Raw genomic sequence first — 24,754 nt, 5'->3', positions numbered from 1 at the left:
ACTCACTCCGATTCGAGGGGCAGGGATAGCTCGCGGTGACGGGTGCTAACAGTAACATGTTCACGCCCCCGCCAGGCAGCCGCCAGCCGCTCCACAAGATAAACCGAGCGGTGACGGCCGCCGGTGCACCCGATCGAAACGGTCACATAGCTGCGGTGATCCTGCCGGATCCGCGGGACCCACTGTTCGAGAAAGCCCTGGATCCCGTCATACATCTCCTCGACCTCGCCATGGCGCGCAAGAAACTCGCAAACAGCCGCATCGCGGCCAGTCAATGGCGCCAGATCGCGCTCGTAGTGCGGGTTGGGCAGGCAGCGCACGTCGAACACGAAGTCGGAGTCCAGCGGGGCCCCATGCTTGAACCCGAATGACTGAAAAAGCAGGGACAGGCGCTCCTCGCCCAGCAGCCCGACGCGGTCGCGCAGGGTGCGCGCGAGATCGTGCATCGACAGACGGGAGGTGTCCACGGTCAGATCCGCCTCGGCCGCAACATGGCCGAGCCAGTCACGTTCGCGCTCGATCGCGTCCACCAGTGGCACGCCGTCGCGCGCCAGTGGGTGTCGGCGCCGCGTCAGGTGATAGCGGCGCAGCAGGACCTCGCTGGAGGCCTGCAGAAACATCACCTCGACCTGCATCCCCTTGCCCCGGAGCTCGCGCAGGAGGTCGGCAAAGCCCTCGAGGGCCGTCAGCCCGCTGCGGACATCCACCCCGACCGCCAGATGCCGGTCTTCGTCCGCGTCGTAATCGCCACTGCGGACCTGTTCGATCAGCCCGGGCAGCAGCGGCAGCGGCAGGTTGTCGACACAGAAATAGCCGGCGTCCTCCAGCGTATGCAGGGCGACCGTCTTGCCGGAGCCCGACAGACCACTGACCAGCAGGAGTCGCATTCAGCCCTCCGGGTCCGGGTTGGGGACGGTGGTTGCAGGGATCGCGCGGTGGTACGGCGGCTCCTCGGGCTCGCCGCTCATCTGCCGGCGCTGACGTGCGCGCAGGTCGTCGCCGGCGACATAGCCCTGCATGTGCAACATGTGGTTGCGCACCGCCGCCTCGATCATCACCGCGATGTTGCGCCCCGGCGCGACCGGCAGGCTGATCAGCGGGATACGCAGCCCGAGGATGCCGATCTCCCCGCGGCGGCCATTCAGGCGGTCATCCGGCACCGGCGAGGGCTCGCCGTGGTCGCGCAGGTCGATAATCAGCCGCAGATACTTGCCGCCCTTGATCGCCGAATCCCCGTACATGGCGCGGACGTTCAGCACGCCCAGCCCGCGGACCTCGAGCAGATCCTGCAACAGGGCCGGGCAGTGTCCGCGCACGATATCCGGGGCGATGCGGGCAAACTCCGGTGCGTCGTCGGCGATCAGCCGGTGCCCGCGCGAGATCAGCTCGAGCGCCACCTCGCTCTTGCCCACGCTGGAGGCCCCGCTGATCAGCACGCCAATGCCGAGGATCTCCATGAACACGCCATGGCGCACCTCGAAATGGGCCAGCCGCTGCTGCAGGAAATAGCGCAGCAGGGAGATAATCTCGTGGCTGCTGGTCGAGGAGCACAAGATCAGCGGCAGCTGCTCATCGGGGACGTCCGGCATCTCCGAGAACGGGCAGGTGTCCTCGGCGAAGATCACCGCGGTCGTCCCGGTGCAGGCCATCTCCAGGATCAGTTGCTCGCGCTGATCATCGCTCAGCCGCGCGATATAGCGCGCCTCGAAATCGCCGATCACCTGGATACGGTTAGGCCGGATCAGGTTGAGGTGCCCGGCGAGGGGCAGGTCGTCGCCGTCACCGCCGACCAGGTTGCGATCCGGTGCGACCTGCTCGCCGTGTACGTAGCGCAGATCCAGGCGATTGCCCATCGCCTGGATCAGGACCTCTACGGTGATGTCGCGCGCGATGCCGCCCTCTCCCAGTGCCTCGTTCATGCACGAATCTCCGGCAGTGCTGGCACGGGGCGTCGTAAGAGAGAAAGTACTGCCGGGAGAGCCATGTTCAGGCGTCGCCGAAGGCCCGGGTCAGTTCGCGTTCCAGGGCGTCCGCGTCGCCGGCACGGCGCAGCGAGGCGATATTGTCGGGCTGCGAGAGACCGCGAGCCAGCTGCGCCAGCAGGTCCAGGTGCGCGCTGGTCGCCGCCTCGGGCACCAGCAGTGCGATCAGGATGTCCACGGGTTCGTGGTCCATGGCGTCGAAGTCGACCCCCTGGTCCAGCCGCAGGACCGCGACCCGGGGGGCATCGAGCTCGGCCAGACGCCCATGCGGGATGGCCACGCCATGCCCCAGACCGGTGGAGCCAAGCTTCTCGCGGGCAGACAGGGCCTCGAAGATGGCCCCGCTGGCCGGGCCGGCGGACTCCTCGCCGCCGACGGCCAGCAACTCGGCCAGGGTCTCGAGCGCCCGTTTCTGGCTGGAACACTCGGGCTCCAGCCGGATACGGGCGCGGGTGATCAGCTCGGCAATGGTCATTGCGTTAAAGGGCCTGTTCGCGGTTGCGCTGGGCACCCTCGGCGCGGTGATGGTCCTTGACCTTTTCCTTGTGCTTGATCAGCTGACGATCCACCTTGTCGATCAGGCCATCAATCGCCGCATACATATCCTCGTGACTGGCTTCGGCGTGGATGTGATTGCCGCTGACCTGGAGATTGGCCTCCGCCTTGTTGTTCAGGTTCTGGTTTTTCTCGTGGGTCAGCACCACATGCACGTCGATCACTTTGTCGAAGTGGCGTTCCAGCTTCGCGAACTTTTCGTTCACGTAGTCGCGCAGGGCGTCGGTGATATCGACGTGATGGCCGGTCAGGTTGATCTGCATGGTCAGGCTCCTTTTTGCTTGGTTCCACTGGGCATACTCGCCATCTGCCGGCGTTCGCTGGAAGACGGTATGTGCATAGCCTCGCGGTACTTGGCCACGGTGCGTCGGGCCACATTAATGCCCCGATCCGACAGGATCTGGGCCAGTTTTGCATCACTCAGTGGCTTGTTCGGGGTCTCGCCACCAATCAATTCCCGAATCATGGCACGGATCGCGGTCGCCGAGCATTCGCCGCCATCGGCTGTGCCAACATGACTGGAAAAGAAGTACTTGAACTCGAATACCCCACGCGGGGTGTGCATGTATTTCTGTGTAGTCACCCTCGAGATGGTCGATTCGTGCATCTCCAGGGTCTCGGCGATATCGCGCAGGATCAGCGGTTGCATGGCAACCTCACCATGCTCGAGAAACCCCTGCTGGCGCACGACGATGGCCTGGGCGACCCGCAGCAGGGTGTCGTTCCGGCTGTGCAGGCTCTTCAGGAACCAGCGCGCCTCCTGCAACTGATCGCGCATAAACGCGCTATCACGCGCATCGGAGACCTGCCGCACCATGCCCGCATAGAGATCGTTGATGCGAATGCGCGGCGCAATCTCCGGGTTCAAGTCCACGCGCCAGCCATCGCGGTCATGGCGGACATAGACATCCGGCACCACATATTCCGAAGTGGACTCGCTGATCTGGGCACCGGGCCGCGGATTCAGGGTGCGGATCAGGTCCAGCGCCCGCGCCAGCTCGTCCGGGTCGCGCACGCCGGACTGGCGCTGCAGGGCTCGGTAGTCCCGCTTGGCCAGGCTCTCCATGCCGTTTTCCAGGATGGCTCGAGCCGCGTCACGCGCCGGGGCATCCGGCGCCAAATGGCGCAGCTGGATCTCCAGGCACTCGCGCAGGTCCCGCGCACCGACGCCCAGCGGGTCGCACTGCTGAATCCAGTGCAGCACCGCCTCGACCTCGTCGACCCCCACGGGCTCGTCTTCGCCCTGGCTGATCATCTCCGCCAGCGCCTCGAGTTCACTGTCCAGATAGCCGTCCGGGCTGATCGCGTCGATCAGCGCCGCCCCGATCCGTTGGTCTCGTGGGGTCAGGTGGCTCAGATGCAGCTGCCAGAGCAGGTGGTCCTGCAGGCCCTCGTCCTCGCCGTCGGAGGTATTCTCCAGCGGGTCGCGGTCGTCCAGGCCGCGTGGGCTCGGGGCGGGCTCGTAGATGTCGTCCCAGCGACTGTCGGTGCTCAACTCCTCGGGGATCACGTCATCGCCAGCCGTGTCGGCCTGCATGCGATCCCCGTCGACCCGTTCGCCCCCTTCCTCCGGGCGCTCGGGCGGGGCCTCCTCGCCCTCGTCCTCCACCTGCTCGAGCATGGGGTTGCTTTCCAGCGCCTGCTGGATCTCCGCCTGCAACTCCAGCGTGGAAAGCTGCAGCAGACGGATCGCCTGTTGCAGCTGCGGGGTCATCGTCAGCGTCTGCCCCAGCTGCAGATTGAGCCCGGGTTTCAGCATCGCGGTTTGAGGTCCATGGTGACCATCAAGATCATCTTAAGGAAACACTGATCAATGTTCACAGTCGAAAGTTTTCTCCGAGATACACGCGGCGCACCTGGGGGTCGTCCAGCAGCTCCTGCGGGGTCCCGGCGCTCAGGATGCGGCCCTCACTAAGAATATAGGCCCTGTCGCAGATTCCGAGGGTCTCGCGCACGTTGTGGTCGGAAATCAGCACACCGATCCCGCGCTGGGCCAGATGCCCAATCACGGCCTGGATATCACCCACGGAAATCGGATCCACGCCGGCAAACGGTTCGTCCAGGCAGATAAAGCGCGGGTCACCGGCCAGTGCCCGCGCGATCTCGGCGCGGCGACGCTCGCCCCCGGACAGGGCAATCCCAGGGCTGTGGCGCACGGTCTCCAGCTGGAACTCCTCGATCAGGGCATCGCCGATGCGGCGTCGCTCGTGGCGGTCGAGCTCCGAGCGCAGCTCCAGCACCGCCTGCAGGTTGTCCCAAACACTCAGCCGACGGAAGATCGAGGCCTCCTGCGGCAGGTAGCCCAGCCCGGCTCGGGCCCGCGAATGAATCGGGGCCCGGGTGATGTCCCGGTCACCCAGCGTGATGCGGCCACGATTGGGCCGGATCAGGCCGACCAGGCTGTAGAAACAGGTGGTCTTGCCTGCGCCGTTCGGTCCCAGCAGGCCCACGACCTCCCCTGGTGCCAGATCGACGTCGACACGATCCAGCACCGTACGCTTGCCATAGCGCTTGGTCAGCTCGCGGCCGGTCAGATAGCCGGCCATCGGCGCAGATTCGCCACCGGCCGCGGCGGGCGCGCTGGTGTCGAGCTCGTTCATTCGTCGTCTTCGCGGGGCTGGATCCTGATACGTACACGCTCGTCATCGGCCTCGCCACGCTCGGCCTCGATCACATCCGTCTCCAGGTCGTAGACGATGCGCTTGCCGCGCGCTTCCTCGGCTGCCGTGACCACATGCGCCTGGTCGGTCAGGATCACCCGGTCCTCGTTCAGCAGGTAGTCGATGCGCAGCGCGGTGGCGATGCGCATCTCGCCCGTCTCCGGGTCCGGGGACTCCAGCCGCGCAGGCTCGCCGTGGGCCTCCATCTCGTAAGGGCGTCGGTCGCGGCTGCGCACATAGACCTTGTCGGCCTCCAGTGTCATGTCCCCGCGAATCACCACCACATCACCGGTATAAGTGCTTACGCCCCGCCGGTCGTCCATCTCCGCACGATCGGCGGTAATCTCCACCGGCAGGGGCTGCTGCTGGGCAATGACCGGCGCGGCCAGCAGCAACAAGGCACTGCCCAGCAGCACGGGCCATCCGGCCCGGGCGAGCGACGACCCACCACGTTCAGTCATTTGCGGCTTCCTCCTCGCCCGACTCGCTGTAGAGCGTGTACACGTCATGGAACAGCTCTATGGTATCCCCTCGCGAGTCGACGCGCAGACCCGTGCCCCGCTGGAAAAGGCCAGGCTGCTCCAGCGTCGACGGGGCATCGGAGGTGGCGATCATGGTGTCGGTCGCCACCTTCACATCGGCGGATTCAATCACCGTGCGCACGCGCTCGTCACGCTCGGGCTGCACCCCCCGCGTGGGGCCGATCAGGTCCAGGATCTCGTCCATCGGTCGGTGCAGCGCCTCGGGCGCAGTCCAGTGCCATTCGATGCCGCCAGCGTCAAAGATATCCAGGTCGGGGTCGTCGATCAGCTGCGGGCCGTCGCGGCCAAACTCGCGCAGACGCGTCCCGCGCAGGCGGTGACTCAACTCGCCGTCCTCGCCAGTCGCGTGCAGCGTGAAGCCCTCGATCTCCAGCGTCACCTCGCCCTCCGGCTCGTGCTCGCTGGCAACAGCGCCGGCCACCAGCGCCGCCATTGGCAACAGGATCAGCGCCACCGGTCCGGCCACCCACTTCATCCGTCGACGTACTCCGCGAACAGGGCCTCCAGCCGCCCCTGGGCCGCCAGCAGGCCCTCGCAGACCTCGCGCACCGCGCCGCGACCGCCGGGGGCCTGCGTAACCCAATGTGCATGCTGCAATACCAACGGGTGGGAATCCGCCACCGCGATGCCGAGCCCCACACGGCGCATCGCCGGCAGATCGACGATGTCGTCGCCCACGAAGGCGGCCTCGTCGGGCGCGTGGCCGCTCTGCTCCAGCAACTCGTGCAGTGCGGCCCCCTTGTCGCGCCGCCCCTGCACCAGATGCTGCACACCGAGGTCCCGCATGCGGTGCTCGACCACCCCGGAGGTGCGTCCGGTCAGGATCGCGACCTCCAGCCCTCCGTCCAGTGCCAGACGGATGCCGTGCCCGTCGCGCGAATGAAAGGCCTTGTACTGCTCGCCGGCATCCCCCATGAACAGGCTGCCATCGGTCAGCACGCCGTCGACATCCAGGATCAGCAGACGCACTGCCGCCTGGCGGCTGTGCAGGGCCTCGTCGTGACGGTCCATCAGGCCACCCCCGCGCGCAGCAGGTCGTGCATGTTCAGCACCCCGACCAGCCTCTGGTCGTCATCCACCACCGGCAGGGCATTGATCCGCTTGCTCTCCATGGTCTCCAGGGCCTCCACGGCCAGCCACTGCGGGCGGGCGGCATGTCCGCCCCGCGTCATCACCTGGCCGATGGTCAGCGCCTCCAGGCTTTCGCCACGATCCAGCGTGCGTCGGAGGTCGCCATCGGTAAACACGCCGAGGATATGCGCCTCGGGATCGGCGACGATCACCAGTCCCAGTCCCTTGCGCGTAATCTCGAACAGGGCGTCCTTCAGCGGGGCCTCCGGACCCACGCGCGGGATCGCGTCACCGGTATGCATGATGTCCGTGACATGGACCAGCAACCGCCGCCCCAGTCGGCCACCGGGATGCGAGCGGGCAAAATCGTCGGCGGTAAAGCCGCGCGCATCCAGTACCGCGACCGCCAGGGCATCGCTCATCGCCAGCGCGGCCGTGGTGCTGGAGGTCGGGGCCAGGCCCAGCGGGCAGGCCTCGCGCTCGACCGAGACATCCAGGTGCACGGTGGCATCCTGCCCCAGCCGCGACCCGGGGTTGCCGGTCAGCGCGATCAGCGGTACGTCCAGCCGCCGGATCAGCGGCAGGATGGTCAGCAGCTCGTCGGTCTCGCCGGAGTTGGACAGGGCGATCACCACGTCGTCACGGGTGATCATGCCAAGGTCGCCGTGACTGGCCTCGCCGGGGTGGACGAAAAACGCCGGGGTCCCGGTGGAGGCCAGGGTGGCCGCCAGCTTGGAGCCGATATGGCCGGACTTGCCCATGCCGGTCACCACGACCCGGCCGCGGCACTCGAGGATGTGGCGACAGGCCTCCAGGAACGCATCGTCCACGCGGTCGGCCAGCCGGCGCACGGCCTCGGCCTCATCGTTCAGGACCGCCAGCGCCAGCTTGCGAGTGGTATCAGGATTGAAATTCATGCGGTTGCCGTCATTCCGAGATGGACAAGGTAGCCCGCGAACACCACGAGCAGAAGCCCCCCCTGCCAGCGCCGCAGCTGGCTGCCTCGCGCCAGGGCAAAGACGAACAGCGCGGCGGTCATGCCGAGCATCACCGGGTAGTCGCGGACCAGCACCTCGGGCTCGATCGCCAGCGGCGCAATCAGCGCGGGGACTGCCAGCACGGCCAGCAGGTTGAACAGATTGGAACCGATCACGTTGCCGATCGCCAATCCCGCCTCGCGGCGAAAGGCCGCCACCAGGGAGGTCGCCAGTTCCGGCAGGCTAGTCCCGATGGCCACGATGGTCAGGCCAATCACCAGGTCACTGATGCCCAGTTGCTCCGCAATCCCCACCGCACCCCAGACGACCAGCTGGCTGCTGGCAATCAGCAGCGCCAGACCAAGGCCCAGCCAGGCCAGGGCGCGACCGGTAGAGGTGGCCGCCGGAATGGCCTCGACCATGCCACGCACCTCTTCAGGCGCCTCGGCCGGATCCAGCGCCTGCGCACGCCGCGCGATATGGATCACCCAGGCGGTCACCAGCAGCAACCCCGAAATCAGAAGCCCGCCCTCCAGGCGGCCCAGCTCGCCGTCCAGCAGCAGAAACAGGACAGCCAGACTCACCCCCATCAGGATCGGTAGCTCGCGGCGCACCAGGCCGTGCCCGATAACGAGCGGCGCCACCAGCGCCGCCATCGCCAGCACCAGCCCGATATTCGCGATGTTCGAGCCGATCGCATTACCCACCGCGAGGCCCGGGTTGCCCTGCAGCGTCGCCAGTACGGACACGACGATCTCCGGTGCCGAGGTGCCGAAGGCGACAATGGTCAACCCGACCAGCAGGGCACTCACGCCCACGCTACGCGCGAACGCCGAGGCACCGAACACGAAGCGGTCGGCACTCCAGGTCAGCAGTACCAGACCGCCGATGACCGCAGCAACGGGAAGGACCATCAGCGAGTGCCGGGACCGGAAGTGGGTGGAGCGGGGTGTCTCTTCACCCGCCAATTGTAGCCGATCGCTGTAACCAATCGCCGGGGCCGGCCCGCGCGCACTGTCACCCCCCAGGGATCAGATACCCGGCGATGGCGAACCACAGCGGGAGTGTCACCAGCGACAGCGCCGTCGTCAGCGTGACCGCGGCCGCATACAGGCCGGTATCGAGCCGGAAGCGATCACAGAACACGAGCCCCAGGACCATCGCCGGCATCGCCGCCTCGAGCACCGAACCAATCCCGGGCACACCCTCCAGCCCGACCCACCAGACCAGGCCGAGCGCGAACAGCGGTGCGATCAGCAACTGGATGACGGACACCATCACCAGGGGGCGCAGATCGCGGCCGCGGAAACGGTCGAACACCAGCGCCAGCCCCAGCGAGAACAGCATCAGGGGGGCGACCGAGTCAGCCAGGAAGCCGAGCCAGGTATCCAGCCAGGTCACCAGCGGCAGACCGGCCAGGTTCAGCGCCACGCCCAGGACCGCCGCCCAGATCGAGGGGACAGCGACCAGCCCGCGAATGGCCCCGCCGCCGCCATACAGCCGGACCGCCTCCGGGTCCCCGTAACGCCTGGCCAGCAGGATCCCCAGCGTCAGCACCAGGGGCAGGCAGGCGAACAGGTCGTACTGGATCGCCACCGCCCGGCCGGCATCGCCGAACAGACTATCGAGTACGGGGAGCCCCAGGTAGGTGGCATTCGGCCAGGCCGCGGCCAGCAGCATCGCCCCGACCGCCGCGCGTTCTGCCAGGCAAAGTCGGCAAGCGAGCAGGGTCACGGCCACCATCGCCAGCACGGTCGTGCCGGCCACCAGGGCGATGCGCAGCGAGTCGAGTCCCAGGGGGGCGGTCCACAGCACCTGCAGCACCAGCGCGGGCAGCAGCAGGTAGTAGACCAGGGTGGTGAGCACCCGGCGGGCGGTGTCGGCGTCCAGCCCGCCGGGGCGCAACAGGCGCCAGACGACGCCCGCAACGATGAGCGCCCCCATCTGGGTCATGACCGTCAGCATGGGGGCGCTCGTTTAGGACTATAGGTTTCGCGTCAGAAGGTAATCAGGCCTGGCCAGCCTGCTGCTCCTGCTGCTGGCGTTCGACGTCGGCACGCACCTGGTCCATGTCCAGCTCGCGCACCTTGCCCAGCACCTCGTCCAGTTGCCCGGCGGACAGCACGCCCGGCTGGGAGAAGACAATGATCTGCTCGCGGAAGATCATCAGCGTCGGGATGGAACGGATCTGGAACGCCCCGGCGATCCCCTGCTCCTCGTCGGTGTTCACCTTGGCGAAGACGACGTCGGAATGCTGCTCGGAGGCCGCCTCGAAGGTCGGGGCGAACTGCTGACACGGGCCGCACCAGGGGGCCCAGAAGTCCAGAATGACAATGTTGTTGCCGGTGATCGTGGATTCGAACGTATCCTGCGTGAGTTCCTGAACGGCCATGATGGCGGGCTCCAATGAAAGTGTGTGCGAAACCTTAACAGCCCCGCCGCAGGGTTTCAGGATTTCGATGCCGCGAGCATGGCCGCTCGCAGGCGCTCCAGGCGCTCGATCGGGTCGTCCGCCTCCAGCAGCTGCTGCTTGATCTCGAGATCGATCGGCAGCAGCTCCGTCAGCCGTCCGACCACCCAGGAGGAATCGTCAAAACGACGCTCCAGGTGTGACCAGGGCGTGCCGAGCTGGTCCAGCAGCCGCTCGAGCAGATCCGCCAGTGAGGCATAGTCCACCGGCAGGCTGACATCGGGGCGCTCCTGCAAAGGCTCGACCTCCGCCAGCCAGAGGCCGTCCTCGGCGCGGCGCGGGTTGTGAAGCTGGTGGCGACGCTCGCCCTTGACGAGGATCCCGAGCAGGCCGTCCGGCCGCTGGTCCCAGTCGACGATCGCGACCTCGGTCCCGATCGGGTGGAAGCCGACGGACGGGTCCGTCTCCGCCTCCGGACGGGGCGCACCGGACTCGGTGTCCGGCTCGATCGCGACGATCACGAAGCGGTCATCCTCGCGCAGGCAGCGGCGCACCATGTCGAGATAGCGCGTCTCGAAGATCCGCAGCGGCAGCAGCCCCTCCGGAAACAGCACGGTATTCAGCGGGAACAGTGGCAGAGTTGTCATGCCGGGCCCTCCGGCGGCAACGACGCCTCGCCCCAGCGCGGGCCCAGGGCATGTTCGATGTCCAGATGGTCCAGTACTCGCGCCACCATGAAATCAACCAGATCGTCGATGGATTGCGGCCGATGATAAAAGGCCGGGTTGGCCGGCATGACCACCGCACCCATGCGCGCCAGGCGCAGCATGTTCTCCAGGTGGATCTCGGAGAACGGCGTCTCGCGTACCACCAGCACCAGCCTGCGCCGCTCCTTGAGCACCACATCCGCCGCGCGTTCGATCAGCCCGCGCGAGGCCCCGGTCGCGATGGCCGATACGGTCGCCGTAGTGCAGGGGCAGACCACCATCGCCTCAGGCACCGCCGAGCCGCTGGCCACCGGTGCGGTCCACTGCTCCGGGCCATAGCAGCGGATCTGTCCATCGGCAGCCCCATGACGCTCGGCGAAAAAGCGAGCGATCTCGGCCGGACGCCCGGGTACGTCGAGATCAGTCTCCAGCCCCAGCACCACTTGTGCCGGTTTCGACAGCATCAGATGCACCTGCACCCCCGCCTGTACCAGGCACTCCAGCAGGCGCAGCCCGTAGGGCGCGCCGGAGGCACCGGTCAGGGCCAGGGCGATCGAACGCGGCTTTCCACTCATGCGGGGGTCCCCGAGGGTTCACGTGACTGCAACCCGGCGATCAGGCGCTGGTGCAGGCCATCGAAACCACCATTGCTCATAATGACCAGCGTATCGCCGGGGCGCGCCGTGGCAAGAATCCCCTGCAACAGGGATTCGATCTCGCGCGCCACCGACAGCCGCCCGCCGAGCTGATGCTGCAGACCGTCAGTGGACCAGTCGATCTCCGGGGCATGATAAAGGTGCACCCCGTCGGCGCGTTCCAGGGCCGCCCCCAGGGCCTTGGCATGAATCCCCATACGCATCGTGTTGGAACGCGGCTCCAGCACCGCGATCAGGCGTCCGCCGGGGGCGACGCGGCCGCGCAGGCCCTCGAGGGTCAGGCGGATCGCGGTCGGGTGATGGGCGAAGTCGTCGATCACGCGGATCCCGTCGATCTCGGCGCGCAACTCCTGGCGCCGCCGCACACCGCGGAAGGCCGGCAGGGCCGCGATCCCCGCGGCCAGCGGTACCCCGGCATGGCGGGCCGCCCCGAGCGCGGCCAGGGCATTGGAAAGATTGTGCTGCCCCGTCATCTCCCAGGCCACGCGCCCCTGGGCCACCCCGTTGGCCAGCACCTCGAACTCCGAGGCATCGTCATTCAAAGGCCGCGCCACCAGGGCCACCGTATCCCCGGTGTCCGGGTCGGTGGTGATGCGCTCCACCGGCGTCCAGCAGCCCATCTCCAGCACGCGCTCCAGCGCGGCATCACCTGCGGGCGCCAGGATCAGGCCCTGGCCGGGAACAGTGCGTACCAGGTGATGGAACTGACGTTCGATCGCGGCCAGGTCCGGGTAGATGTCTGCATGGTCGAACTCGAGGTTGTTCAGCACCAGGGTGCGTGGCCGGTAGTGGACGAACTTGGCACGCTTGTCGAAGAAGGCGGAGTCGTATTCGTCCGCCTCGATCACGAAGAACGGGGTCTCGCCCATCCGCGCGCTGACGCCAAAGTTTCCGGGCACGCCCCCGATCAGGAATCCCGGGCTCAGCCCGGCATGTTCCAGGATCCAGGCCAGCAGGCTGGCGGTCGTCGTCTTGCCGTGGGTACCGGCCACCGCCAGCACCCAGCGGTCATGCAGCACATGCTCGGCCAGCCACTGCGGGCCGGAGGTGTAGGACAGGCCGCGATCGAGCAGGGCCTCGATGACCGGCATGCCGCGAGTCATCACGTTGCCGACCACGACCGGTCCCGTATCCGGCAGGGTCGCCGGGTCATGTCCCTCGTGATAGGGGATACCGGCCTGCTCCAGCTGCTCGCTCATCGGCGGATACAGCTTCTGGTCGGAACCGGTGACCTGGTAGCCACGCGCGCGGGCGAGCTGGGCCAGCCCGCCCATGAAGGTCCCGCCAATACCGAGGATATGCAGCTGGCCCGTGTTCACTACAGCGCTCCCAGGGCCACCTGGGTGATCACGCTGGAGACCACCACATACCCCAGCGCGATCAACATGCCGACAAAACGGCTGCCCAGCTCCAGGGCCTGCTGCAGGATATGCCCGAACACCAGCAGCAGCCAGCCCACCAGCGTCAGCAGCGCCAGGAGGGCCCCGGTGGAGACCTCCTCCGGGTCGGCCGGGGCATCGATCAGCATCAACAAGGCCATCAGCAGGCCCAGAAGGGCCCCGGTGCCGGCCATTGCGGTAAAGGTCTGCAGCCAGCGGTCAGGCACACCCCCCATGCGCAGCACCACGACGATAAACATATACAGCACGGCGAGATCGAGCACATTCAGGACCAGGGCCTGGCCCGTGCCGTACATCGGGATGCCGACCGCCATGCCCGTGACCAGGGCAATCCCGAGCCAGAAGATCAGCGTAGCGTTATCGGGCGGCAGGTCCTGCGGGCCACTGCGCAGACGCAGGATGTCCAGCATCGTCCAGAGGCTGTTCAATCCATGTCCTCCTCGGCTTCCATCGCCTCCAGGGCCTCGAGCTCGTCGAGTTCATCCAGCATCTCGGTTGCGCGCTCGTCCGACGCCCCGCGCACCAGGAAGTCGCGGCGCTGCAGATAGGCCTCGCGCATGGCGATGTATCGATCGTCGGAGATCTGCGCCAGCATACGCTCGGTCGGTATCAGTCCGGCGCGCATATCAACCACATCCAGCGCGATCAGGCCCACCCACCAACCGGTGTGATCGGTGCGCAGGTTTGTGTGATAGAGGGGGCTGGTATAGCCGTCAACCAGACGCGCCGGGGCATCGCGCGCGGTACTGGGCCCCAGGAGCGGCAGCTGCAGGTACGGGCCACGTGCCACGCCCCAGGCACCCAGGGTCTGACCGAAGTCCTCGTTGTTCTTCTCGAGGCCCATGGGAGTCGCGACATCGATCAGGCCGAGCAGACCGAAGGTCGTATTGAACATGATGCGCCCGGTATCCGAGGCGGCGTTGTCCAGGTTGCCCTGCAACAGGTTGTTGAACAGGACCGTGAAGTCATTGAGGTTGGAGAAAAAATTGCCTACCCCGGTCTGGACGGGCTGCGGCAGCCGCCGATACTGGACTGCGGCCGGGCGCAGCAGGGCCTGGTCAAAGTCGTCGTTGATCTCGAACACCACCCGGTTGTACGACTCCCAGGGGTCGTCCGGATGACGATCTTCGCTGGGCACGGTCGCACAGCCGGAAAGCGTCAGTACCATCAGGGCCGCCAACCCCATGCGTAAACGGGAAACAACCGACATACGATTCCTTTTTCGCTGCGCCCGACCTCGGGAAACACGGATCAATGTACACGCTCGCGCTCGAGTCGCTTTTGCGTGCGAACAAGGCGCGGTGACTGCCGTGCAGTCATTCTGCACAAGGGAGCCGCAATGCCGTACGCGCGCCCGTTTTTGATAACAACGGGCAGCCGAGCCCCTGCAGTGAGTGAGTTGCGGGGTTGGCACCCCAGGTTCCCCGATCCTGCGTTGCGCCCCGCATTCATCAAAAACGGGCGGGTAGAACCACTACCCGCTACGCACCACGCCTTGTCTCGGAAAACCTGGGGTGCCAACGCGAGTGTGTACATTAATCTGTGTTTCCCTAGGCGTCAGGAACCGGTAATGGGGTGAATATCCGCCTTGCGGGCCACACCAACCTGGCCCCGTCCCTCGTTCTTGGCGGTGTAACAAGCGCGATCGGCGGCCACGAAGGCCGCATCCACACTCGGCAGCGTCTCGCCCAGTTGCACCACACCCACCGAGGCCCCAATGGTGACGTCCCGCGCCTCGACCTGCAACGGCCGGTCGCCCAACGCACTGCAGATCCGCTGCCCCAGGACCCGGGCCTGCTCGGCATCGGTTTCGTACGCGATCACCGCAAACTCGTCGCCCCCGATCCGGGACACGGCATCGCGCGATCGCGTCAGCTGCCGCAGGATCGTCGCCACCCGGCGCAGAAGCTGGTCGCCCACCCGGTGGCCATGGCGATCGTTTACCGCCTTGAAATAATCCAGATCCACCAACAGCAGGCTCGCCACCGACGAGTATTCCCGGGCATTGTCCATCGCGTGCTGCATCTCGCGCTCGAATGCGCGCCGGTTCAACAAACCGGTGAGCGGATCGTGACTCGCTTCATGCACCAGCCGATCCACCAGCTCGCGCTCCTCGGAGATATCGGCCAGCACGAGCAGGGTGCGCACCGAACTGCCCGCCACCGGATCCAGCGCTGTGCGGTCGATGCGCACGATCCGTTCGTGGCCGCTGGGCGTCACCAAGCGTGCCTCGGTATGCTCGCCCAGATGTTTGGCGAGCGGCTGGGATCGGTCTGCACCCAGCGGCCGATCGGTCCCCATCTCGCGCAGGTCCAGGACCTGATCCAGGCTGCACCCCAGTGCCTGCAGACGGACCAGCCCCGCCATCTGCTCGCCCGCGGGGTTCATATAGACGATCCCGCCACGGGCATCCAGCGTAATCACCGCGTTCGGGATCGCGCCCATCGCCCGGCGCAGGTTGTGCCCGGCGATGCGCATACGGGCATGTACCCGCAGCACGTACAGGAGGATCGCCGCGATACCTGCCGCCAGGACGGCGAGTAACGCCGCCAGGTTGTCGCGCGCCCATCGCAGCACGGCGAACGGCTCGGGGGCGTAAAGCCCCACGCCCAGGTCGTACATCAGGCCCTGCACGTCCTCGTAGGAACGCGGCGCGGCCCAGCCCGTAATCCCGACCGCCTGGCTCACCGGGTGCTCGGCATCCAGCGCCAGAAGGGCGCGCAGCACTGCCTGAGCGATATCCACATCGAGATCGCCGCGCATCGCCAGCGGCCACTCCGGGTACAGACGGGTCGAGGTCCGGTAGGGGAAGCGGGGCACGGCCCGCTCGCCGATCAGACGCACTTGCTCGACCCGTGGGTCGCCCTGCTCGCGCAGGTCTTCGAGGATCCCGGTGCGAAAGGTCGCGGCATCCACCTCGCCCGCCAGCAGCAGATCCAGTCCCCGGGAAACCGGGAAGCCCGTGAATACCACGCGATCCAGATCGGTCTCGACATCCAGCCCGGCGGCCTCGAGTTCCCGCCAGGCCATCCACCAGCCGCCAAAGCCGTCGGGGTGGACCGCGGAGACCCGCTGCCCGACCAGGTCGCTCAGCTCGACCAGGTCCGTGCGGTCCTCGCGCGCGATGATCACAGCCCCAAAACGGTCTTCCTCGCGCCCGACCTCGGCCGGGAGCATGGTCGCGATACGGGAGATGCCGTGACGCTGCTCCAGCATCACGTAGGAGCCGGGGTTGGTCAGGACCAGGTCAAAGCGACCCTCCGCCGCCCCCGCCTGCAGGGCATCATTGTCGACCGGCACCAGGCGGACCTGAATGGCCTCCAGCGCCTGCTCCAGGTACTCGGCGAAAGGCGTCCACTGTTCGCGCGCGGCATCCTCGCCCCGGTGCGCCAGCACCGCGAGGATCAGCTCGCGCTCGGCCACCCCGGCCTTCGCACCGGCCGGCGTTGCCAGCAGCGCGCCAAAGACCAGCCCCCACAGCAGAACGACACCTCCGAGACCGCCCCTGCCGAACCAGGACAGGAAACCAGGCGATCGCCGGAGGCACGCACGCGGGCTCATCTCATGTGGGCTTCCGATTGCGGCTGGCGGCGATGCGCAGGCGCAGTGCGTTCAGGCGAATGAAACCCTCGGCGTCCTTCTGGTCATAGGCGCCGGCATCGTCCTCGAAGGTAGCAATCGCGTCGTCGAACAGGGTGTCCTCGGAGCGGCGGCCGGCGACGATCACGTTGCCCTTGTACAGACGCAGGCGCACCTCGCCGTTGACCACACCCTGGGTGTCATCGATCGCGGCCTGCAGCATGCGCCGCTCCGGACTCCACCAGTATCCGTTGTAGATCAGGCTGGCGTAGCGCGGCATCAGCTCGTCCTTCAGGTGCGCGGCCTCGCGATCCAGGGTGATCGACTCCAGCGCCCGGCGCGCCTTGAGCAGGATGGTGCCGCCCGGGGTCTCGTAGCAGCCGCGCGACTTCATGCCGACATAGCGGTTCTCGACGATATCGAGACGGCCGACGCCGTGGGCCCCGCCGCGTTCGTTGAGCTTCGCGAGCAGCTCGGCCGCGCTCATACGCTCGCCATTGATCGAGACCGGGTCGCCCTTCTCGAAACCGATGGTCAGCGTCTCGGATTCGTCCGGTGCCGCCTCCGGGGAGACCGACCAGCGCCACATGTCTTCCTCGGCCTCGGTCCACGGGTCTTCCAGCGGGCCGCCCTCGTAGGAGATGTGCAGCAGGTTGGCATCCATGGAGTACGGCGACTTCGTACCCTTCTTAGCGTAGTCCACCGGGATGTTGTGCTGCTCGGCGTAGGCCATCAGGCGTTCGCGCGAGTTCAGGTCCCACTCGCGCCAAGGGGCGATCACCTGGATGCCCGGCTTCAGCGCATAGGCCCCGAGCTCGAAGCGGACCTGGTCATTGCCCTTGCCGGTCGCGCCATGGGCGATGGCGTCGGCGCCGGTCTCCTCGGCGATCTCCACCATCCGGCGCGCGATCAGTGGCCGTGCGATCGAGGTACCCAGCAGGTACTCGCCCTCGTAGATGGTGTTCGCGCGGAACATCGGGAACACGTAGTCGCGCACGAAGGTCTCGCGCAGGTCCTCGATGTAGATCTGCTTGACCCCCAGGGCCTCGGCCTTGGCGCGGGCCGGCTCAACCTCCTCGCCCTGGCCCAGATCGGCGGTGAAGGTGATCACCTCGCAGCCGTACTGATCCTCCAGCCACTTGAGGATCACGGAGGTATCCAGGCCACCGGAATAGGCCAGCACGACACGGGAAATCTTCGAACTCATGGGAATACCAATCCTTCTTTCTTCTTGAGAGTTATAGTCGTTTTTGTGACGGGCTTCACTACCAGCCCGCGGAGGCCGGGGCGCCCCGGGGAGACTCCGGCGCCGCCCGCGGCTCGGCCGGGGGCAGCTCGCGGCCGGCGTCAACAGCGGTTTCCGCAACGGAAGATGGTCTGGCTGCGGCGTCCGCGCCACCCAGCCACCAGATATCCACCCGGCGCGAACCCTCGCGCTCGCCGTCCGCGTCCGGGTCGACACCACCGGCCTCGACCGTCAATCCATCGCCCGGCACACCCGCCTCCACCAGCGCCGCGCGCACCGCCTCTGCGCGCTGGCGACTCAGACGCTCGTTAACCTCGCGCGAGCCTTCGGCGTCGGTCAGGCCGACCAGGCGCACCCGTGGGCCTTCTACTGTGCGCAGGGTCTCGGCCGCACGGGCGACGGTCTCGCGCCCTCTGGAATCCAGTTCGCGGCTGCCGGTTGCGAAGTACACCGACCAGCGATCCAGCGCCCCGACATCCGGGCCCTCGGCCCCGGTGTAGCAGGCCTCGAAGGCCCCGGCACGCTGGGCAAAACGGATGCCGCGAAAATGCACCGCGTCCTCGGCACCGGGGAAATCGATCCGCACGTCATGCCCCACCAGAAGGCGGGCCTGGAGCGCCTGAACATGCGCGTCCGGAACCCGGAAACGATCGGGTCGTTCGGCCCGCAACTCGAGATCCAGGGGCGACTTCGGACTCGCCCCAAGCCACTCCGGGGCCCCGGTGCGCAATCGCGCGGTGGCGCCCTCGGGCATTGCGTAGGGGGCAAGCCAGAAGGCGCGAAGCGCCAGGCCTGGCTGGGTCTCGAAGCGCAGCGTACCGCCGTGGCGAACGCCCTGCTCGATGCGGCAGGCATCGTCCAGTTCGATCACCTGCCAGTCGCTGCGCTCCAGCGATTCACGGTGAGGCACGACCCCCGCCTGAGCCACCCCGTGCGCCAGCCACAGTCCCCCGAAAACCAGGAGAGCAAGACGGCGCAGCACGGACACGGAACTAGCGACTCTTGGGCGGCAGGATATCGGTGATCGAACCGTGCGCGACCTCGGCGGCGAAGGCCACCGTCTCGCTCAGGGTCGGGTGCGGATGCACGGTCAGACCGATGTCTTCCATCTCCGCCCCCATCTCCAGTGCCAGCATCGCCTCGCCGATCAGATCGCCGGCGGACGGCCCCACCAGACCCGCGCCGATCACCCGGCCATCGGCGTCGAACAGCAGCTTGGTCATGCCGTCCTCGGCACCCAGCGCAATTGCGCGGCCGGAGGCGGCCCAGGGGAACACGCCCTTGGTGTACTCGATGCCGTCGGCCTTGGCCTGTTCCTCGGTCACGCCCATCCAGGCGACCTCGGGGTGGGTATAGGCCACCGACGGGATCGCGCGCGCGTCGAAGTGCACCTTGTGCCCGGCGATCACCTCGGCCGCGACCTTGCCCTCGTGGGTGGCCTTGTGCGCCAGCATCGGCTGGCCGACCACGTCGCCGATGGCGAAGATGTGCTCGACGTTCGTGCGCTGCTGGCTGTCGACCTCAATGAAGCCGCGCTCGGTTACCTGCACGCCCGCCGCCTCGGCACTGATCTTCGCGCCATTCGGGCTGCGCCCCACGGCAACCAGCACACGGTCGAAGGTATCCTCTTCCGGCAGGCCCTTGGCCTCGCCCTCGAACTGGCAGACGATCCCGGCCTTGGTGGCCTTGGCCCCGTTCACCTTGCTCTTGAGGAAGATATTCTCGAAGCGCTTCTTCGCACGCTTCTCGAACGGGCGCACGATGTCGCGGTCCGCGCCCGGCATCAGGGTATCGGACAGCTCGACCACCGTGACCTTGCTGCCCAGCGACTCGTATACACAGGCCATCTCGAGGCCGATGATGCCGCCGCCGACCACCAGCAAGCGCTCGGGGATCTCGGCGAGATCGAGGGCATCGGTGGAATCCATCACCCGCTCGTCGTCCCAGGGGAAGCCGGGCAGCTTGATCGCCTGCGAGCCGACCGCGATGATCGCGTGTTCGAAGCCGATCACTTCACGGCCATCATCGCCCTCCACGGCGATACTGTTGGCGCCGACGAACTCGCCCGTGCCCTGCACCACGCGCACCTTGCGCTGCTTGCACAGCTGCTTGAGCCCGCCGGTCAGCTTCTTGACCGTCTTGTCCTTGTAGCCCCGCAGGCCGTCGAGATCGATCTCCGGCTCGCCGAACTTGATGCCCAGCGCGGCAAAGCGCTCAGCCTCGTGCAGCACCTCGCCGGCGTGCAGCAGCGCCTTGGACGGGATACAGCCGACGTTCAGGCAGACCCCACCGATCTGCGGGTAGCGCTCGACCATCACCACGTCCAGCCCCAGGTCCGCGGCGCGGAAGGCGGCGGTATAGCCGCCGGGGCCGGAGCCCAGCACCAGGACCTGGCACTGGCTGTCGGTATTCGGGTCGGCGGCCGCCTTGGGTGCCGCCTTCTGCGGCTCACTCGCGGCGCCCGATTCCACCTTGGCGGATTCGGTCTTCTCGCCACCGGATGCGGGGGCGTCATCGCTTCCGCCCGCAGCCTCGCCACTGGCCTCGAGATCGAGGAGCTTGCTGCCCTGGGAGACCTTGTCCCCGACCTTCACATGCAGCTTCTTCACGGTGCCGGCCTCTGGGGCGGGCACGTCGATGGTCGCCTTGTCGGACTCCAGCGTGATCAGCGGGTCTTCCGGCGCGATCTCGCTGCCCGGCTGTACCAGGACCTCGATGATCTCGACGTCCTTGAAATCCCCGATATCCGGGACCTCGATGGTCTTCGTCTGGCTCATCCAGTCACTCCGGTTGCGATTACAGCAGCATGCGGCGCATGTCGGACAGCAATGCGCTCAGCGTGGTGGCAAAACGGGCGCCCAGCGCGCCATCGATCACCCGGTGATCGTAGGACAGCGCCAGCGGCAGGATCAGGCGCGGCTCGAACTCCTTGCCGTTCCAGACGGGCTTCATGCTGGAGCGCGACACCCCGAGGATCGCGACCTCGGGGGCATTCACGATCGGCGTGAACTGGGTGCCGCCGATCCCGCCGAGGCTGGAGATGGTCAGGCAGCCGCCCTGCATGTCCGCGGGCTTCAGCTTCTTGTCGCGGGCGCGCTGGGACAGGTCCATCAGCTCGGAGGCGATGTCGACCAGGCTCTTGCGATCCACATCGCGCACCACCGGGACGACCAGACCGTCCGGCGTGTCCACCGCGATGCCGAGGTTGTAGTACTGCTTCAGGATCAGGTTCTCGCCGGTCGCATCCAGCGAGGCATTGAAGCGCGGGTACTGCTTGAGCGCGGAAACCACCGCCTTCATCAGGAACGGCAGGAAGGTAACCTTCACGCCCTTCTTCTCGTACTCGGCCTTCAGCGACTTGCGGAAGTCCTCGAGCTCGGTGATGTCGGCCTCGTCGAACTGGGTCACGTGCGGGACAGTGACCCAGTTGCGATGCAGGTTCTTGCCGGTGAGCTTGTTGATCTTCGACAGCGGCTGGGTCTCGATCGGACCGAACTCGGAGAAGTCGATCTCCGGCATCGGCTCAACCCCCAGGCCGCCGCCGGCGCCCTGGCTCAGCGCGCGCTTGACGAAGCCCTGCACGTCCTCGCGCAGGATGCGCCCCTTGCGCCCGGAACCCTCGACCTTGCTCAGGTCCACGCCCAGCTCGCGCGCGAACTTGCGCACCACCGGCGAGGCATGGGCCTTGCGGAAGGCCGACTCGTCGCGGATGTGCTCGGTCGGCGACGGCCGCGGATCGGCCCGATCGGCCGCTTTCGGCGCCTCGGACGGCTTCGGCTGCTCGGCCTCGGGGGCCGACTCGGCCTGCCCACCCGAGGGAGACGGCGCTTCCTGCTTCGGCGCCTCGTCGTTGGCTGAGGTGTCCTCGGCCGCGCCCTTGTCGGAGGGCTCCAGCTCCAGGATCGGGTCGCCCTGGTTGACGCGGTCGCCGGCCTTCACCTTCAGCGCCTTCACGGTGCCGCCCTGCGGGGCCGGGATCTCGATGGAGGCCTTGTCGGACTCCAGCGTGATCAGCGGATCCTCGGGGGCCACGGTGTCGCCGGGGCTGACGATGACCTCGATGATCTCGACGTCCTTGAAGTCGCCGATATCCGGGACGTGCACAGTAGTCGTGTTGCTCATGTCTGCTCCTGCCTCGGGTCCGGCGGCCTCAGGCCTGCAAGGGGTTGGGCCGTTCGACGTCGATCTTGTACTTCTTGATCGCGTCGGAGACGGTCTTGACCTCGACGGTCCCGTTATCGGCCAAGGCCTTCAGGGCCGTGACCGCGATGTGGTAACGATCCACCTCGAAGTGGCGGCGCAGCGCGGCACGGGTATCCGAGCGACCGAAGCCGTCGGTCCCCAGCACGCGGTATTCGGCCGGCACGAAGGCACGGATCTGGTCGGCATAGGCCTGCACGTAGTCGGTCGCGGCGATTACCGGATCCTCCGAGCCACCCAGACATTCCTCCACCCAGGACTTGCGCGGCTTGGCCTCCGGATGCAGCCGCGCATGGCGCTCGACATCGCGGCCGTCGCGGGCCAGCTCGTTGAAGCTGGTCGCGCTCCAGACCTCGGCGGCGACGCCGAAGTCCTTATCCAGCAGTTCGGCGGCGGCAATGGCCTCGCGCAGGATGGTGCCGGAACCCAGCAGGCGCACCTTCTTTTTCTTGCGCCCACCCGCCTGCAGCCGGTACAGGCCGCGGCGGATGCCTTCCTCGGCGCCCTTCGGCATGGCCGGCTGCGGGTAGTTCTCGTTCATTACGGTGATGTAGTAGAAGACGCTCTCCTGCTCCGCGTACATACGGCGCATGCCGTCCTGCACGATCACCGCCAGCTCAAAGGCGAAGGTCGGGTCGTAGGCGATGCAGTTGGGCACGTTGGCGGCCATCATCAGACTGTGGCCGTCGTCGTGCTGCAGGCCCTCACCGGCCAGGGTGGTACGCCCGGCGGTCGCCCCCATCAGGAAGCCACGGGCACGCATGTCGCCAGCGGCCCAGATCAGGTCGCCAATGCGCTGGAAGCCGAACATCGAATAGAAGATGTAGAACGGCACCATCGCCACGCCATGGGTGGAGTAGGAGGTGGCCGCCGCGATCCAGGAGGACATGGAACCGGCCTCGTTGATCCCCTCTTCGAGAATCTGGCCCTTCTTGTCCTCCTTGTAATACATCACCTGGTCCTTGTCCTGCGGCTCGTAGAGCTGACCGACCGAGGAGTAGATTCCCAGCTGGCGGAACAGCCCTTCCATGCCGAAGGTACGCGCCTCGTCGGGCACGATCGGGACGATGTTCTTGCCGATCTTCTTGTCGCGGGCAAGCAGGGTCAGCAGACGCACGAAGGCCATGGTGGTGGACATCTCGCGCTCGCCGGAGGCCTCCAGCAGGCCGTTGAAGGCGTCCAGCCCCGGGATCTCCAGCGGGGTGGCCAGCGGGCGGCGCACCGGCAAATAGCCGCCCAGGTCCTTGCGCCGCTCGTGCATGTACTTCATTTCTTCGGAGTCGGGGTCCGGCTTGATGTACTCGGCCTTCTCCACCTGCTCGTCGGACAGCGGGATGTTGAAGCGGTCGCGGAACTGCTTCATGTCGTCCGCGTCCATCTTCTTCTGGCTGTGGGTACGGTTCTGGGCCTCGCCCGCCGACCCCATGCCGTAGCCCTTCACGGTGTGCGCGAGGATCACGGTCGGCTGCCCCTTGTGCTCCGCGGCCTCCTTGTAGGCTGCATAGACCTTGACCGGGTCATGGCCACCGCGATTCAGGCGCCAGATGTCCTCGTCGGACATATTGGCCACCATGCGCTTGAGCTCGGGGTACTTGCCGAAGAAGTGCTCGCGGACGTAGGCGCCATCGCGCGACTTGTAGTTCTGGTAGTCGCCGTCGACCGCCTCCATCATGCGTTTCTGCAGCAGGCCGTCAGTGTCCTTCGCCAGCAGCGGGTCCCAGTAGCGGCCCCACAGCACCTTGACCACGTTCCACCCGGCGCCGCGGAAGATCGCCTCCAGCTCCTGGACGATCTTGCCGTTGCCGCGGACCGGGCCGTCCAGGCGCTGCAGGTTGCAGTTCACCACCCAGGTCAGGTTGTCCAGCTTCTCGCGCGAGGCCAGCGTGATTGCCCCCAGGGTCTCCGGCTCGTCCACCTCGCCGTCACCGACAAAGCTCCAGACGCGGCGGTTCTCGGTCTGCGCCAGGCCGCGATCCTGCAGATAGCGCATGAAACGCGCCTGGTAGATGCTCATGATCGGGCCCAGCCCCATGGACACGGTCGGGAACTGCCAGAAGTCCGGCATCAGCCAGGGATGCGGGTAGGAGGACAGGCCCTTGCCGTCCACCTCGCGGCGGAAGTGGTCCAGCTGCTCCTCGGTCAGGCGGCCTTCCATGAACGCGCGGGCATAGATCCCCGGCGAGGAGTGCCCCTGGGCAAACAGCAGGTCGCCGCCATGATCGTGCGACGGGGCGTGCCAGAAGTGATTAAAGCCGACGTCATAGAGCGTAGCGGCGGATGCGAAGGTCGCGATATGCCCGCCCAGCTCGGCCGATACGCGGTTGGCCTTGACCACCATCGCCATCGCGTTCCAGCGGATATAGGAGCGGATGCGGTGCTCCACCGCGCCGTCGCCCGGGTATTCGGGCTCCAGGTGCGTAGGGATGGTGTTCACGTAGGCGGTATTGGCCGAATACGGGAGGTAGGCCCCGCTGCGGCGCGCCTTGTCGACCAGGCGCTCCAGCAGGGCGTGCGCCCGTTCGGGGCCGTCGGTCTCCAGCACGGAGGCCAGGGCGTCAATCCACTCCTGGGTCTCCTGCGGGTCGATATCGTGTTCGGTCGCGTTCGGGTCCATGCGTCTACCCCTGAAAACGGGTTGGGAATCAGGATGCCATCACGGCTCCAGGCCACCGGGCGGGCGGGCATTTGCTACCATGCGCCGGTGTTGGGCGGGCATAAAAGGCGCAAGTATCCCGACTGAGCCGCCAACAGGTCAAGCGAAAGCCGCCT

At 66.9% G+C, this 24,754-nt stretch carries 24 protein-coding genes; all 24 read right to left on the bottom strand.

Features of this window, described 5'->3' with window-relative positions; all coding sequences use genetic code 11:
- Nucleotides 1–2: 2 nt before the first annotated feature.
- The 24 genes from rapZ to aceE all read right to left on the bottom strand — a co-directional run bounded on the left by rapZ (nt 3) and on the right by aceE (nt 24,599).
- The gene (gene rapZ, locus F466_RS0104085) at nt 3–887 is read right to left on the bottom strand and encodes an RNase adapter RapZ (RefSeq protein WP_018137776.1); all 885 of its coding nucleotides are present in this window, start codon (nt 885–887) and stop codon (nt 3–5) included.
- Nucleotides 888–1,919 (bottom strand): HPr(Ser) kinase/phosphatase, encoded by a 1,032-nt coding sequence (hprK, locus tag F466_RS0104080; RefSeq protein WP_018993519.1) that lies wholly within the window; start codon nt 1,917–1,919, stop codon nt 888–890.
- Nucleotides 1,920–1,986: 67 nt separating this feature from the next.
- A complete protein-coding gene (locus F466_RS0104075) occupies nt 1,987–2,457 on the bottom strand; it encodes a PTS sugar transporter subunit IIA (protein WP_012981785.1) in 471 nt (156 codons plus the stop codon).
- 4 nt (nt 2,458–2,461) lie between these two features.
- Nucleotides 2,462–2,800: a ribosome hibernation-promoting factor, HPF/YfiA family gene (hpf, locus tag F466_RS0104070; protein WP_012981784.1), complete on the bottom strand. Its 339-nt coding sequence runs from the start codon at nt 2,798–2,800 to the stop codon at nt 2,462–2,464.
- Nucleotides 2,801–2,802: 2 nt separating this feature from the next.
- Complete coding sequence (locus F466_RS0104065) at nt 2,803–4,296, bottom strand: RNA polymerase factor sigma-54 (RefSeq protein ID WP_012981783.1); 1,494 nt, start codon at nt 4,294–4,296, stop codon at nt 2,803–2,805.
- Nucleotides 4,297–4,354: 58 nt separating this feature from the next.
- Entirely contained in the window at nt 4,355–5,083 is a 729-nt protein-coding gene (lptB, locus tag F466_RS0104060; RefSeq protein WP_012981782.1) for an LPS export ABC transporter ATP-binding protein, read from the bottom strand.
- A gap of 50 nt (nt 5,084–5,133) precedes the next feature.
- A complete protein-coding gene (gene lptA / locus F466_RS0104055; RefSeq protein ID WP_038048885.1) occupies nt 5,134–5,658 on the bottom strand; it encodes a lipopolysaccharide transport periplasmic protein LptA in 525 nt (174 codons plus the stop codon).
- Entirely contained in the window at nt 5,651–6,214 is a 564-nt protein-coding gene (gene lptC / locus F466_RS0104050) for an LPS export ABC transporter periplasmic protein LptC (protein WP_018137772.1), read from the bottom strand. Before lptC ends, lptA begins: the two co-directional genes overlap by 8 nt.
- On the bottom strand, nt 6,211–6,750 hold the full coding sequence (gene kdsC, locus F466_RS0104045; protein WP_012981779.1) for a 3-deoxy-manno-octulosonate-8-phosphatase KdsC: 540 nt from the start codon (nt 6,748–6,750) through the stop codon (nt 6,211–6,213). Before kdsC ends, lptC begins: the two co-directional genes overlap by 4 nt.
- On the bottom strand, nt 6,750–7,727 hold the full coding sequence (locus F466_RS0104040) for a KpsF/GutQ family sugar-phosphate isomerase (RefSeq protein ID WP_018993518.1): 978 nt from the start codon (nt 7,725–7,727) through the stop codon (nt 6,750–6,752). Before F466_RS0104040 ends, kdsC begins: the two co-directional genes overlap by 1 nt.
- The gene (locus tag F466_RS0104035; RefSeq protein ID WP_018993517.1) at nt 7,724–8,701 is read right to left on the bottom strand and encodes a calcium/sodium antiporter; all 978 of its coding nucleotides are present in this window, start codon (nt 8,699–8,701) and stop codon (nt 7,724–7,726) included. The genes F466_RS0104040 and F466_RS0104035 overlap by 4 nt, the downstream gene beginning before the upstream one ends.
- Before the next feature lie 103 nt (nt 8,702–8,804).
- The gene (locus tag F466_RS0104030) at nt 8,805–9,752 is read right to left on the bottom strand and encodes an AEC family transporter (protein ID WP_012981776.1); all 948 of its coding nucleotides are present in this window, start codon (nt 9,750–9,752) and stop codon (nt 8,805–8,807) included.
- A 43-nt stretch (nt 9,753–9,795) separates the two neighbouring features.
- On the bottom strand, nt 9,796–10,179 hold the full coding sequence (trxA, locus tag F466_RS0104025; RefSeq protein ID WP_012981775.1) for a thioredoxin: 384 nt from the start codon (nt 10,177–10,179) through the stop codon (nt 9,796–9,798).
- Between the two features lie 56 nt (nt 10,180–10,235).
- Nucleotides 10,236–10,844, bottom strand: a complete 609-nt coding sequence (locus F466_RS0104020) for an LON peptidase substrate-binding domain-containing protein (RefSeq protein ID WP_012981774.1) — start codon at nt 10,842–10,844, stop codon at nt 10,236–10,238.
- Nucleotides 10,841–11,479: a flavin prenyltransferase UbiX gene (locus F466_RS0104015; RefSeq protein ID WP_012981773.1), complete on the bottom strand. Its 639-nt coding sequence runs from the start codon at nt 11,477–11,479 to the stop codon at nt 10,841–10,843. The genes F466_RS0104020 and F466_RS0104015 overlap by 4 nt, the downstream gene beginning before the upstream one ends.
- Nucleotides 11,476–12,879, bottom strand: coding sequence for a UDP-N-acetylmuramate:L-alanyl-gamma-D-glutamyl-meso-diaminopimelate ligase (gene mpl / locus F466_RS0104010; protein ID WP_018993516.1), 1,404 nt, complete (start codon nt 12,877–12,879; stop codon nt 11,476–11,478). Before mpl ends, F466_RS0104015 begins: the two co-directional genes overlap by 4 nt.
- On the bottom strand, nt 12,879–13,388 hold the full coding sequence (locus F466_RS0104005; protein WP_018993515.1) for a hypothetical protein: 510 nt from the start codon (nt 13,386–13,388) through the stop codon (nt 12,879–12,881). Before F466_RS0104005 ends, mpl begins: the two co-directional genes overlap by 1 nt.
- Nucleotides 13,385–14,170 carry a VacJ family lipoprotein gene (locus F466_RS0104000; RefSeq protein ID WP_038038428.1) on the bottom strand — a complete coding sequence of 262 codons (786 nt, stop codon included), beginning with the start codon at nt 14,168–14,170 and terminating at the stop codon, nt 13,385–13,387. Before F466_RS0104000 ends, F466_RS0104005 begins: the two co-directional genes overlap by 4 nt.
- A 347-nt stretch (nt 14,171–14,517) precedes the next feature.
- Nucleotides 14,518–16,521 carry a diguanylate cyclase gene (locus tag F466_RS0103995; RefSeq protein ID WP_018993514.1) on the bottom strand — a complete coding sequence of 668 codons (2,004 nt, stop codon included), beginning with the start codon at nt 16,519–16,521 and terminating at the stop codon, nt 14,518–14,520.
- A 1-nt stretch (nt 16,522) separates the two neighbouring features.
- Entirely contained in the window at nt 16,523–17,746 is a 1,224-nt protein-coding gene (locus tag F466_RS0103990) for an argininosuccinate synthase (protein WP_018137621.1), read from the bottom strand.
- A 58-nt stretch (nt 17,747–17,804) separates the two neighbouring features.
- Entirely contained in the window at nt 17,805–18,773 is a 969-nt protein-coding gene (locus tag F466_RS0103985) for an OmpA family protein (RefSeq protein WP_018175351.1), read from the bottom strand.
- Nucleotides 18,774–18,777: 4 nt separating this feature from the next.
- On the bottom strand, nt 18,778–20,562 hold the full coding sequence (gene lpdA / locus F466_RS0103980; protein ID WP_018993513.1) for a dihydrolipoyl dehydrogenase: 1,785 nt from the start codon (nt 20,560–20,562) through the stop codon (nt 18,778–18,780).
- A gap of 19 nt (nt 20,563–20,581) precedes the next feature.
- Entirely contained in the window at nt 20,582–22,024 is a 1,443-nt protein-coding gene (aceF, locus tag F466_RS0103975; RefSeq protein WP_081616957.1) for a dihydrolipoyllysine-residue acetyltransferase, read from the bottom strand.
- Nucleotides 21,936–24,599: a pyruvate dehydrogenase (acetyl-transferring), homodimeric type gene (gene aceE, locus F466_RS0103970; protein ID WP_018137625.1), complete on the bottom strand. Its 2,664-nt coding sequence runs from the start codon at nt 24,597–24,599 to the stop codon at nt 21,936–21,938. The genes aceF and aceE overlap by 89 nt, the downstream gene beginning before the upstream one ends.
- Nucleotides 24,600–24,754: the final 155 nt, after the last annotated feature.

This window comes from Thioalkalivibrio sp. ALgr1, from assembly GCF_000378285.1.
In the GTDB taxonomy this organism is placed as follows: Bacteria; Pseudomonadota; Gammaproteobacteria; order Ectothiorhodospirales; family Ectothiorhodospiraceae; genus Thioalkalivibrio.
The sequence above is the reverse complement of the archived record's forward strand: the minus strand, read 5'-3'. Positions and strand labels throughout refer to the sequence as shown.

Bases quoted from the DNA above. Each gene is read 5' to 3' on its own strand.
- rapZ (WP_018137776.1), bottom strand. From the start codon at position 887: ATGCGACTCCTGCTGGTCAGTGGTCTGTCGGGCTCCGGCAAGACGGTC.
- hprK (WP_018993519.1), bottom strand. From the start codon at position 1,919: ATGAACGAGGCACTGGGAGAGGGCGGCATCGCGCGCGACATCACCGTA.
- F466_RS0104075 (WP_012981785.1), bottom strand. From the start codon at position 2,457: ATGACCATTGCCGAGCTGATCACCCGCGCCCGTATCCGGCTGGAGCCC.
- hpf (WP_012981784.1), bottom strand. From the start codon at position 2,800: ATGCAGATCAACCTGACCGGCCATCACGTCGATATCACCGACGCCCTG.
- F466_RS0104065 (WP_012981783.1), bottom strand. From the start codon at position 4,296: ATGCTGAAACCCGGGCTCAATCTGCAGCTGGGGCAGACGCTGACGATG.
- lptB (WP_012981782.1), bottom strand. From the start codon at position 5,083: ATGGCCGGCTATCTGACCGGCCGCGAGCTGACCAAGCGCTATGGCAAG.
- lptA (WP_038048885.1), bottom strand. From the start codon at position 5,658: ATGACTGAACGTGGTGGGTCGTCGCTCGCCCGGGCCGGATGGCCCGTG.
- lptC (WP_018137772.1), bottom strand. From the start codon at position 6,214: ATGAAGTGGGTGGCCGGACCGGTGGCGCTGATCCTGTTGCCAATGGCG.
- kdsC (WP_012981779.1), bottom strand. From the start codon at position 6,750: ATGGACCGTCACGACGAGGCCCTGCACAGCCGCCAGGCGGCAGTGCGT.
- F466_RS0104040 (WP_018993518.1), bottom strand. From the start codon at position 7,727: ATGAATTTCAATCCTGATACCACTCGCAAGCTGGCGCTGGCGGTCCTG.
- F466_RS0104035 (WP_018993517.1), bottom strand. From the start codon at position 8,701: ATGGTCCTTCCCGTTGCTGCGGTCATCGGCGGTCTGGTACTGCTGACC.
- F466_RS0104030 (WP_012981776.1), bottom strand. From the start codon at position 9,752: ATGCTGACGGTCATGACCCAGATGGGGGCGCTCATCGTTGCGGGCGTC.
- trxA (WP_012981775.1), bottom strand. From the start codon at position 10,179: ATGGCCGTTCAGGAACTCACGCAGGATACGTTCGAATCCACGATCACC.
- F466_RS0104020 (WP_012981774.1), bottom strand. From the start codon at position 10,844: ATGACAACTCTGCCACTGTTCCCGCTGAATACCGTGCTGTTTCCGGAG.
- F466_RS0104015 (WP_012981773.1), bottom strand. From the start codon at position 11,479: ATGAGTGGAAAGCCGCGTTCGATCGCCCTGGCCCTGACCGGTGCCTCC.
- F466_RS0104000 (WP_038038428.1), bottom strand. From the start codon at position 14,170: ATGTCGGTTGTTTCCCGTTTACGCATGGGGTTGGCGGCCCTGATGGTA.
- F466_RS0103995 (WP_018993514.1), bottom strand. From the start codon at position 16,521: ATGAGCCCGCGTGCGTGCCTCCGGCGATCGCCTGGTTTCCTGTCCTGG.
- F466_RS0103990 (WP_018137621.1), bottom strand. From the start codon at position 17,746: ATGAGTTCGAAGATTTCCCGTGTCGTGCTGGCCTATTCCGGTGGCCTG.
- lpdA (WP_018993513.1), bottom strand. From the start codon at position 20,562: ATGAGCCAGACGAAGACCATCGAGGTCCCGGATATCGGGGATTTCAAG.
- aceE (WP_018137625.1), bottom strand. From the start codon at position 24,599: ATGGACCCGAACGCGACCGAACACGATATCGACCCGCAGGAGACCCAG.